This is a genomic window from Nocardia sp. CA-119907 (assembly GCF_050955995.1).
Classification (GTDB): domain Bacteria; phylum Actinomycetota; class Actinomycetes; order Mycobacteriales; family Mycobacteriaceae; genus Nocardia.
Window position 1 is genome coordinate 8,686,502 of sequence record NZ_CP192091.1, and the last position, 12,526, is coordinate 8,699,027.

General features: G+C 69.1%; 1 protein-coding gene (only partly in view). It reads right to left on the reverse strand.

Annotated elements, in window-relative coordinates:
- A protein-coding gene (locus ACQP2D_RS39250; protein ID WP_433680952.1) for a hypothetical protein crosses the window boundary here: on the reverse strand, positions 1 to 12,526 show its 3' portion. The gene runs 16,463 nt beyond the window's last position; 12,526 of the gene's 28,989 nt are visible here — the last part of the coding sequence; its start codon lies off the right edge, out of view; the stop codon is at positions 1 to 3.

A 12,526-nucleotide genomic window follows, 5' to 3' on the forward strand; every position in this document is an offset into this window, starting at 1 on the left:
TCAGCGGGTGAAGATTTGAGTGCGGCGGGTCGGGGTGGCGCAGACGTCGTGGATCAGGTGGCCGAGGTCCAGTTCGGGTGGGAGCGATCGGTACAGCAGCTGGCAGACCACAGTGCCGGAGGCGGTGACGGCGAAGCGGGTTTGCCGGTTCGCGAGAGGTTCCCATTCGGTGGCGACGAGTGGGCCATCGAGATTGATCGTCTCCGCACCGACCCGCAGCGCAAGCCCGGATCCGTCGCGATAGAACACCACCGATACGTCACCCAGATCGCCGTACACGCCGACCTGCGGACCGATACCCCCACCGACCGCCCGCAGCGCACCGGTCTCCGGGTCGAAGTACGCGGGCACACCGAATCCGGAGAACGGTTGTACGAAAAGATTGGTGCCGTCACCATTTTGAACGCCGCGATGCCGGATTCCGTTGTTGGTCGGGCGATTTCGACTCGTCGATGATGGCGGGTTGACCGGCGGAGGCATCATCGGCGGGGTCGAGGACGGATCCGATTGTTGCGTGGCATAGGTCTGTTGCTGCGTGGAGCCGGAGTGGTGTTGGGTTGAATCGGAATGCGCCGGTTGCTGTGGCATGTGGGGATGCGTCGGTTGCTGCGACGAATCGGGCCAGCCGGACACAGGCGGGTCGGATGGCGCTATCGGCGGGGGCAGGTGCGGGGGCTCCGTGGGTTGTGCAGGCGATGACGGTGGCATCGGCGACTGCGGATGCGCCGGATCGTACGGACCCGGCGAGGCCGACGGATCCTGCCATGAGAAAGGCCGACTCGGAGGCGGAGCCGAGTGTTGCGTGGCACCAGGGTGGGCCTGTTGTTGCGTCGAACCGAAGTGGGACTGTTGCTGGCTCGAATCAAAGTGGGTCGTTGGATCGGGATGCACCGGTTGCTGCATCGAATCGGTCCAGCCGGTTCCGCGCGGATCAGACGGTACCGCTACCGGTGGAGGCACGACTGTGCCCGGGCGGTTCGGGAGCTCCGTGAGTTGTGCATGCGATGACGGTGGCATCGGCGACTGCGGATGCGCCGGATCGTAGGGACCCGGCGGCGTCGGTGGATCCTGCCACTGGAAAGCCGGTGGGGCCGGATGGTCAGGCAGGTGCGGGGCGGTCGGCGGGTTCGGGAACACAGGAGGTGTCGGCGCGACTGGCAGCACCGGAGGCGGAGCCGGGGGCGTCGGCGGCAACGGATGCGTCGGAGTTGTCGGCAGCACCGGCGATTGCGGAGGCACGGGCGGTTTCGGAACTTCCGGCTCCGTAGGTGGTTTCGGAAGTTCCGGCACCGTCGGAGGTTCCGGCGCCGTCGGAGGTTCCGGCGCCGTCGGAGGTTCCGGAACCGTCGGCGGGAGCGGTGGGAACGGGGGCGTGGGCTGCACCGGAACATGCGGCGGCACCGGCAGATCCGGAAGCGTCGGCGGCACCGGCAGATCCGGAAGCGTCGGCGGCGTGGGTGGAACCGGCGGTTGTGGAGGCAATGGCGGCACTGGAGGTGTCGGTGGCACCGGGGGCACCGGCGGCTTTGGAGTCGGCGGTTCCGGAGGTGTCGGCGGCACCGGAGGCACTGGCGGAACAGGAGGTGTCGGCGGCACCGGAGGCACTGGCGGAACAGGGGGTGGCGGCGGCACCGGAGGCACCGGCGGAACAGGGGGTGTCGGCGGCACCGGGGGCACCGGCGGAACAGGGGGTGTCGGCGGCACCGGGGGCACCGGCGGCTTTGGAGTCGGCGGTTCCGGAGGCACCGGAGGTGTCGGCGGCACCGGAGGCACCGGCGGAACTGGAGGTGTCGGCGGCACCGGGGGCACCGGCGGCTTTGGAGTCGGCGGTTCCGGAGGCACCGGCGGCGCGGGCGGCTTCGGCGGCACCGGAAGCTTCGGCGGCACAGGGTGCTTCGGGGGATGCGGCGTCGTCGGGGGATGCGGCGTCGTCGGGGGATGCGGCGTCGTCGGGGGATGCGGCGGCTGGGGTTCCGGTGGGTGCTTCGGTAGCGGCCACGTCGGATCGAAGGGGGACCGGCGCGGTGGTTCGGGCAGATCGAATTCGTCGTATTGCCTTGGTGGATGCGGGATATGGGAACGCAACCGTGAACCCGGCAGCTGCGACTGCGGCCCCGAATCCCCCGAACGCCCCTGCCCACCCGGAGGCTCCTGCCCACCCGGAGGCTCCTGCCCACCGGGCGGCTCCTGCCCGCGCGGCGGCTCCTGCGCACCGCCCCGACTCGAGCGCCCCTCACTCTCGCCGTCCCCACCATCGCGCCCCCGACGCGCACCCCCCTCACCTCGACGGTCATGACCCACCGCGCCTTCGGACAACTCCCCCTCACCTACACGATCACGACCCACCGCGCCTTCGGACGCTCCCTCCTCACCCACACGGTCACGACTGGCCGCGCCTTCGGACGACTCCCCCTCACCCGCACGATCACGACTGGCCGCGCCTTCGGACGACTCCCCCTCACCCGCACGATCACGACCCACCACGCCTTCGGACGCTCCCTCCTCACCCACACGGTCACGACTGGCCGCGCCTTCGGACGACTCCCCCTCACCCGCACGATCACGACCCACCACGCCTTCGGATGCCCACTCGTCACCGAGACGATCACGCCCCGCAGCATCGTCGGACGACTCCCCCGCACCCACGCGGCCACGCCCCGCCGTCTCTCCGACCGGCTCGCCTTCACCCACAAGGCCACGTCCCACCGCGCCTTCGGAACTCCCCTCCTCACTCACACGATGACGACTACCCGTGCCTTCGGACGGCTCCTGTTGACCGGCACGGTCACGACCCGCCGTGCTCTCCGACGGACCGCGGGAAGTCTCAGGGTGAGACGTCGGCCGACCATCACGGCCACTGGGCTCAGCAGGGGCCGCACCTTCGCGAGCCAAAGACGAGTCCCCCGCAGGCGGCTGTCCATCATCCGCCCGATCAGCTTGCGCCACTTCGTCGGAGGACTCGTCATCTCCGACCGGACCCCGCCGGACGCCGTCGTCGGACGACTCCCCAGCGCCCGCACGATCACGACCAGGCGCATCGTCGGCGGACGCCCCAGCGCCGACAGGATCCCGCCCCGACGCACTATCGGACGCCTCTCCAGCGCCGCCGCGACCGCGATGCGGACCCCCCTCAGACGGCTCGCCAGCGCCCGTGCGATCACGACCGGCGGTGCTGTCCAACGGATCCTGCCCTTGTTCGGGCGCGGGGTCGGACTCGGACCGGATACCTGTATCCCTGGTGGGCCGCTGCTCACCGCTTGCCGGATCACGACCCAAATGGGGCTCCAACGGATCCCGACCACGTTCAGGCACACCGTCTGTCGCCAACCGACCATCAGCGCCACCCGACTCAGCCGAGTCCACACCTTCGCCAACCGAAGACACATCTCCTGCAGGCGGCAGATCGCTTGCCGGATCACGACCCAGCTGGGGCTCCAACGGATCCCGACCACGTTCAGGCACACCGTCTGTCGCCAACCGACCATCAGCGCCACCCAACTCAGCGGAATCCGCACCTTCACCAACCGAAGACACATCTCCTGCGGGCGGCAGTTGATCGGTTGCCGGATCGCGATCCGGTGCGGGCTCCGACGGATTCTGTTCGGGGCCTGCCGATCCGTTGTCGGGGTCGGTGGGTTCGCGTGGTGGGAGGGGGTGGGTGGTGGATGGGGTCTCGGTGCGGTCGGGGGCCGAATGTGGTTCGGCGGGAGTCGATTCGGGGGTTGGATCGGGGTGGGGTTGTTGCGGGAGTTGGTTGGTTGCGGGGGTGTTCGGCAGCTCCGATGAATGGGGGCGTGGGAGGTGGGGCTGGTGGTCTACGCGGGGTGGGGCATAGGGGATCTTGGTGCGCCAGTCGGTGCGGGGTGGGCGGTTGGCGTTCCAGTCGAAGCCGATGCGGATGGCGTGCTGGTTGGCGTCGTGCCAGGCAGCGATCGGGTTGCGGTGCAGGTAGTTCGATTCGGCGAGGGCGTCCTGGAGGAGCAGAATGTCCTGTGGGAGTGGGTTTCCCGCGATGAGGCGGTTCCAGGCCTCGGCGACATCGGCGACGGCGTCGAGCGGGCGACGGCGCAGGATGCCGTCCTTGGGGTCGTGCACCAGATGCGGGTCACGCATGAGGTGGTTCTTGATCTGCTCGATTTCGGCGCGGGTGAAGCCCGGGGTCGAGTCGTCGAGTCGGTCCGCCACCAAGCGGGTCAGTTCGGCACGGTCGGCGTCGATACCGTCGAGCCGAGCGCGGACGTCGTCGACCAATCGTGTTGCGTCGCCCGGCTGTTCGTCACGCAACTGTCCGGTGAGCGCGTCGACGACCGGATCGAGATCACCGGAGCTGTCGAGCCTGCGGGCGATCTGATCGACGATCTCCGCGGCACGCACGGTGCGCGCCGCGCCTTCGGCATCCGGATGTGTCGCGAGGTGACCGGCGATGGTGTCGATATCGCTGTCATCGGCACGGAACCGTCGATATTCGGTATCGGCCCAGTCCTGCACCCGCGACCACGCCGCCTCCTGATCACGCTGGCGCTGCTTGAACTCCTCCGACAGCTCACCACGATCGGGCACCCGATCCTGCACATCCCATTCGCGCGCCATCGGCTGCACATCGGCGGCGCGCGGACGGAAGTAGGGATGTCCCTTGAATCCCGGGCTGATCCGTCCAGGATGGTCCTTATCACTGAACCAGGTGAAGCCGGTCAGCTTCGCCGATTCGAGGATGATGCGCATGGTGTTGTAGAACACGCCCGCCATCGGCGGCTCGAAGGTGGGCACACCCGGATCGAGCGGATCCATACCGGGTATCCGCGGCAGCAGTTCCTCATCGATCGCACCGGGCGGCGGATCCAGGAACGGGTCGACGATGGACGATTGGAACGGATCGACCGCCCAGCCACTCACGCCCTCTGGCAGCACCCGCGGCTCGAAAGCCTTCGGTACGCGGGGGCCTTGCCGGTTCGTGGTCCAGTCCGGACGGGTCGGGTTGACCGGATGCCAGTTGCCCTCGCCGTCCTGCCACCGGGTCAGATGCATGCCGGGCGAACCTTCGCGCCAACCCGCGGTGAGGTAGTCGCGGCGTGGCGGCGCGAGATCGCGCAGTCGCACCGGTTCCTCGCGTTCGGCGACGATCTCGTGATATTCGACCGTGGTCTCGGGGCGGGTCATCGCCTGTGCCACTGCGGAATTGCGTCGAATCGCATCGGCGAGCGCCGCATCGTGGCCCGCGCGCGGGTGTTCCAGTGTGCCGCGCGGTGCCACCACGATGATCCGCGGTTGCTCGCCCTCGACCAAGCCCACTCGATCGGTGATCTGCCTGGCACCCGCTTCGCCGAAGGCGTCGCGGCAGGCCCCGACCAGCTCGGCCATCCGGTCCTGGATGCGCGCGATCCTATTGTCCGCCTGGTTGACTCGATCGGCGGCCTCGCGCAGCAGGCGCAGCTGCCTGGTGTTCTCTTCGGTCGGCTCGAGCCGGTCGGCCGCATCGCGCAGGGTCGCATCGATCTCGCCGGGGCCCAGGGCTTCTCGGTTCACACCGAGTCGGTCGGCCAGATCGTCGCGCATCCCGCGCCATGGCTTACCAGCGAGCACCTCGGCGGCGCGTTCGGCGCCCAGCCGGTCGAGTTCGGCCCGGACCTCCACTGAAAGCGGCTGGTGGGCACCGACATTCGCGCCTTCCAGGGCGGCGATGCGCCGATCCAGGTCGGCGAGCGCGGAATCGGCCTCGTTGAACCGTTCGGCGGCATCCTGCAACTTGAACATGGCGTTCTCACGCTGCGTGCGTTCGACCGAGCCCACCAATTCCGGTTCCGACCTGCTGGTTTCATCACCGGTACCGACAATGTCCCTGGTGCCGACGATATCGCCGCTCAGCCGCCGCATGGTCGGTTCCAGGTTGTCCTGGTTCAGTGCGCGATCGGGATCGCGCAGATCGAAGCGCTCGGCCCGGTCATTGCGCTTGGCCCGCCAGAATTCGCGCTCGGCCGCCAGTGCCGCGCGTTCACGCACCAGCTCGGCGTGCACCCCCTCCGGGGTGCCGGACAGTTCGATGGCGGCGATGGCCTCGTCGAGGCGCGTCACTTCGGCATCGACACGGTTGAATTCGTTGGCCGCGCGCTCGAGTGCATCGATGCGTTCGTGCCGCGCCGCCTGCTCCTGGACCAACATGGTCTGGTTGCGCAACTCTTCGAGCGTCTGCTCGAGTGGCTGACCTGGCCGCAGCCCTCGCTCGACATCGACGGGCAGCCCTGCGGCCCGGATGCGGCGCAGATCGCGCACTTCCTCGCGCTCGGCCATGGCCTCGGCGCGTTCGGCGCGCAACCGCTCGAGTTCGGCTCGGGCCTCGGAGGTGAGACCGTCCGCATGCACTGTGCCGGGTTCGGATTCCGGTCCATCCGCATCGGTGTGCGGCGTTTCGGATGGATCGAACTGTGCCGCACGATGTTCCGCAGGTGAACTGGAGCCCGTCGCTTCCGGTTCGGCGGAGCTCGAGCCGGGCTTCTCTGGCCTTGCAGACCCCGACCCTGGCGACTCGGGCCTCGCCGAACCCGACCCCGGCGACTCCGACCTAGCAGAGCCCGCGCCCGGCGCTTCGGGCCTCGCAGACGCCGAGCCAGGCGACTCGGGCCTCGCAGACGCCGAACCAGGCGACTCGGGCCTCGCAGACGCCGAACCAGGCGACTCCGACCTAGCCGAACCCGAACCCGGCGACTCGGGCCTAGCCGAACCCGAACCCGGCGCTTCCGGCCTCGCAGACGCCGAGCCAGGCGACTCGGGCCTAACCGAACCCAAACCCGGCGACTCCGACCTAGCCGAACCCGAACCCGGCGACTCCGGCGGCGTCGACGGGTGGACCGGTGCCGTGCCTTCCTCCGGCGGGCGGATCGGGGTGACGGTGATGACGCCCGATTCGTTCACGACAACGTGGCGGTAGTCGACATGAACACCCTGATCGGCCAACTGACGGCGCACTTCGGCGGGCATGACCTGCTCTGGTGCCAATGATGGCGACGCGACGAGCACCCGCTGCCCGCCGGGCGCGATCCCGACGCCCTCGGCGACCATGTGGACCCGCTCGCCGGTCAATACGTCCCGGGACGCGAGTACCGCCGCGCTCTGTCGGGCCACGGTCTCGTCGGTGACCGCCTCGATATAGCGGCGCAGTTCGTCCTGGTACGCGCTGGCGGCATCCCTGATCGCGGCGGCGTCCCGTTCGGCCGCACGGAGATCGTCGAAGTGCTGCACCATTTCGCCGCTCGGGATGTTTTCCCGGTCCAGCAGTGCCTCGACGCGGGCCTCTGCCCTGGCGACCAAATCGTGGACGGCACCCTGTATTTCAAACGGGCTCAACCCATCCGGATTCAGTCCGAGCCGCCGGGCTCCCTCGGCAATACCGGGCTCCATGGCCTGGCGGGTGGCGGTGGTCTCCCCGATCCGAGCGACCAAGCCGGGCAACGCATCACGCAATTCCCGCGTGACAGGTTCGTGTATCCACGACGGGCCGTCCTGCGGCCACCCATGTGAGCCCGGCCCATCGGGCTCCGGTTGCGCCGGACTCGGCGGCTCCTGCGGCGGATGCTGCGATCCCCCGTTACCCGCGTCGGAAGGCCGCGGCCGGTGCTCCGCTTCGGGTGCATCGAGCGGCCACACTCGCACGTCCCCAGGCTCGCCGCCCTGATCGTCAGCGCTGGCGCGCATCGGATCATCGTGCGCCGCATCGGAATCCGGGATCGGCTCGGCAGTCGGCCGCGGCTCACCTTCCCACACAGGCGGTTCCGACTCGTTCAGCGTCTGGAGAGCTTCCTGATGACGACGCTCGTTCTCCCGCAACGCCTCCTCGTGCCAAGCCTCGATCCGCTGCTCCAACGCATCGAACCCGGCCTCGGCACGCTGCCGGGTCTCCTCGATGCGACGTACCGGATCGCTGGGTTCGCCCGCACGCGGTGCATGCTCCTCGCCGCCCGCGTCGGACCGGCCTTCAGCGCGCGGCGGTCCCTGCTCACTCAGCGACTGGAGCGCCTCCCGGTAGCGACGCTCGTTCTCCCGCAACGCCTCCTCGTGCCAGGCATCGATCCGATCTTCCAACGCATCGAACCCGGCCTCGGCACGCTGCCACGTCTCTTCGATACGTCGCAGCGGATCGGCGGACTCACCCGCACGCAGGGGCTCCTCGCCCGCGTCGGAAGGGGCCCTGCTCTCGGTGCCTCGCGGTCCCGGGTCGGTCAGCGAATCGAGAGCCTCCTGGTAGCGATGCTCATTTGCCCGTAAGGCCTCCTCATGCCAGGCATCGATCCGCTGCTCCAACGCATCGAATCCGGCCTCGGCACGCTGCCAGGCCTCTTCGATACGTTGCAGCGGATCGCCGGCAGGCGCCGGATGCTGCTCGTCGTCCCCGTCGGTACGCGCCGCACTCTCGGTGCCTCGCGGGTCCGGCTCACTCAGCGACGCGAGCGCCTGCTGATAACGGCGCTCGTTCGCCCGCAACGCCTCCTCGTGCCACTCGTCGATCCGACGCTGCAGCTCATCGAACCCGGCCTCGGCCCGCTGTCGCGCCTGCTCGATGCGCTGTAGCGGGTCGCTCGGCTCGTCGGCATGCGGCGTCGGATCCGCTGCGGACGCGGTGTCCTCGGTGGCCCGCCAGACGGGCGGTGCCGGCTCTTGCAACGCCTGAAGGGCTTGCTCATGGCGACGCTCGTTGTCCCGCACCGCCTCCTCGTGCCACTCGTCGATCCGACGCTGCAATTCATCGAACCCGTCCTCGGCGCGCTGCCGGGCCTCCTCGATACGTCGCACCGGATCGCCTGGTTCGTTGGTAGGCGGTGTCGACGGGTTCTCTGCGTTGTGCGGTGTCGACGGATCCGACGCACCTTCCGCCGCGGAATACGCCATGTCATCGGCGACCGCACGGCTCAACTCTTCGTTCAGGCGCGTCAGTTCGGCATCGGCCGCGTCGAATCGTGCTGTCGCCGAACGTTGTTCATCAGACGGTTCCGCACTGGGATCGGATGCCGTCTCGTCACGTGCCGCTCGTGCTTCTTCGCGGGCGACGAAGGCTTTCGCCCATTCGTCAGCGATGCCTTCGATCTCGGCCTGCCGCGCCGCCGCATCGGGAATCCGTTCCGGTGCAGCGCCTTCCGGCTGGGGATCCCCCTCCGACGCTTGGTTGCGTGGCGATTCGGCCTGCTCGTCCGGGCGTGGCTCCGCCCCCGAGTCGGCGTCCGAACCACTGGATTCGGGGCGACGCGCGCCACCACCGGAGCCCGGGGTATCCGGCTTCGGCGGAACAGCACCCAACGGCGGCTCATCCGGCGGCAGTTCCGGCCCGCGATCGGCGGGCGGCGACCAGGCCGGGTCCGGGGCCAGGGTATTCACCGCGTAGGGGATCTCGGCGCGCCAGTCGGTGAGCGGCGGACGGTTCGCGTCCCAGTGGAAGCCGAGGCCGATGGCGTGGGTATTGGCGGCCCGCCAGGTGGCGCCGGGATTGGCGCGCAGGAAGTTCGATTCGGCGCGGGCGTCCTGGAGCAGGACGAGATCGGCTGGCAGCGGTTCGCCCGCCATCAGGCGGTGCCATGCCTCGGCGACGTCGGCGAGGCGATCCATCGGGCGACGGACATAGGCACCATTGGGATCGGTGTAGTCGCGCACCAGATGTTCGTCGACCATCAGGTGGTTCTTGATCTGCGCGATTTCGGCAGGGGTGAAATCCGGTACGTCGTGGCGCATGTGCTGGGCCAGGATCGCGGCAATGGCATCCGGATCGGCACCGGCACTCAGCAGTTCACGAATGTCGGCGATGGTGTCGCGCACCGCGACCGGATCGTCGGTAGCGAAATGGTTGGCGACATCGGCTGCGACGCGGCCGGTTTCGTCATCGATCCGCCGCAGCTGCGCATCGACGTCGCGCATCGGATCGATGCCCCGATCGCCGGTGACCAGCCGGTCCTGTACGGCGCCGACCACATCGCGCGCCGCGGCCTGCTGCTGGGCGCGCCGATGGGCATCGAGTCCGTCGATGATCCGGTCGATATCGCTGTCATCGGCGAGGAACCGGTCGTATTCGGCATCGGCCCAGTCCTGCACCCGACGCCAGTTGGCGGCGTCGCGATCCCATTCGCGTTGCAGCGCTTCGGAAATCTCCACCCGATCGGCCGGGTTGCCGTGTTCGGCCGGATCCCATGGGCGGTGCATCGGCTGCACATTGCGCTCCGGCCCGGCGAACCAGTCGTAGTTGCGGAAGACGGTGCCGAACGGCGGAATCTTCTGCAGCCACGGCCGGGCCTGCACCCATTCACCGATCTCCGGATGACGCTGGATCCACGCCTTCACCGCGGGATGCTGCGGGGTCTGCGCGGCCATCAAGATCAACCGCGTGATGTTGTAAGCGTCATTGCCCCAGTGCTGTTCGAAGATACCCATCCCCGGCGGCACCCCGGAGGTGTCGTAACGCGATGGCGCCTGCGGCATGTGCACCGGCAGTGTGCTCTCGGGGACTTCGCCCGGCGGGACGTCATCGGTGGGCAAGGTGATGTCGTTGACGACATCCTCCATCGCCCAGCCGCTCACCCCGTCCGGCGGATCCTTCGGGGTGAACTTCTTGGGCACCGTGCCGCCGTCGCGATTGCCCACCCAGTCCGGTCGGGTCGGATCGACGTGGTGCACAACACCTTCGGCGTCGACCCAGGACGTCATGTCCATGCGCCTGCCGTTGTGCCAGCCGGTGCTCAGGCGGCGGATCTCCGGCGGCGCCAGCTGCACCGTGCGGGTATTGCCCTCGCGATCGGCGAGCACCTGACGGTATTCGACACGGGTCTCGAGGCGCACCATCGCCTGCGCGACGGCGGGGTCACGGCGCAGCGCATCGGCCAGCGCGTGATCATGATCCGCGCGCGGCGACGCGGGGTCGCTGCGCGGACCGAACACGATGATGCGCGGCCGCTCACCCTCCACGATGCCGACCCGGTCGGTCACCATGCGCCCGCCCTCGGCCTCGACCTGCTGACGCCATACGCCTGCGGCCCTCGCCATTTCGTCCTGCAGGCGGCCGATGCGGTTGTGCGCCTGGTTCACATCGTCGGCGGCGTCGGCCAAGGCGTCGATCTCGCGCATCCGAGCGCGGTATTCGTCACCGTACAGCGTGGTTTCCGCGGCCCGATCGCGCAGTTCGGCGATGGTGTCGGGCAGTCGATCCGGTTGCAGCGCCGCCTCATCCGGATGTCCCGATTCGTCGACGACGCCGAGGCGGACGGCGAGGTCGTCGCGCATGCCGCGGCGGGGTTTGATCTGGCGCAGTTCCTCGGCGCGTTCGCGCGCCATCCGGTCGATTTCGGCGGCGCCCTCCTCCGAAGGTGGCCGGTGCCGCGCGACGCCCTGGTCCTCGAGTTCGGACAGCCGCTGGTCGATCCCGCGGATCTGGTCGTCGAGGGATTCGAAATCCTCGGTCGCCGTGATCAGCTTGCGCAGCGCTTCCTCGCGACGCCCCTGCTCATCGCCTTCGACCGGACTGCGTACCTGTCGGTTCGCCTCCTCGAGGCCACCCTCCACCTCGACGACATCGGTACGCGCGCGGGTGTGCAGCCCCTGGATCGCCTCGTCGCGCGAATCCGGATCCCGCCGCACCCATTCGGTCGAATCGTCCAGCCCCATATTGGCGGCGCGCTCATTCGCCTTGGCCCGCACGAACTCTCGTTCGCGCACCAGATCCTGCCGCTCCTGCAGCAACCGGTCGTACTCGTCGACCAACCCGATCCGGGCCGCGAACTCACCCACCTCGGCATCCACCCGCACGAACTCCGGTGCGAGCCGGGCGAGTTCACCGATGACAGCACGGTCCGCATCCGAAATCAGACGCCTGCCAGCGAATTCGGCAATGGTCGCCCGAATCCGCCGCGGCGTCCACGCATCCGGATCCTCCTGCGGCGGCAGCCGATCCGCCAGCTCCCGCACCCGAGCCGCAAGCGCGTCCCGCCGCGCAACCGCATCAGCATGCGCCCGCACATCCTCATCATGCGCATCCCCGGCCGCCCGCCTCTCGGCCCCCGAGTCGCCCTCGACCTCCGCACGCCCCTCAGCCGGAACCTCCTCGCGCCCAGCCACTCTCGACTCACCCGAACCAGCTTCCTTCGGCTCGCTCGGCCCGGACGCCGGTGGCTCGTTCCGGCTGGCCGCCGAGGGGCCGTTCTGCTCGGGTGCTGCTGTAGGTGCGCTTGGCCTGGCCGCTTCGGGTCCGCTCTGCTCGGCCGCTTCCGGCTCGCCTGCTTCCGGCTCGAGCGCTTCCCGCTTGTTCTGTCCCGTGGGATCCGGCTCGATTGGGCCTGATGGCAGGGGCTTATCTGGTTCGGATGCGTCCGGCTCGTTTCGATCGGACGGTGGGGGCTCGTCCGGGCTGGATGACGGTGGGGCTGGGGGTCCGGCGGGAGGCTTCTTGGAGCCGCCACCGGCTTCGGCCACTGGGTCGTTGTCGGGGTGTGGTGTCGCAGCTTCCGGACGGTCGCCGGGTGCTGGGGTAGCCGGGACGGACTGTGGGTCGGGGGAAGGCGGC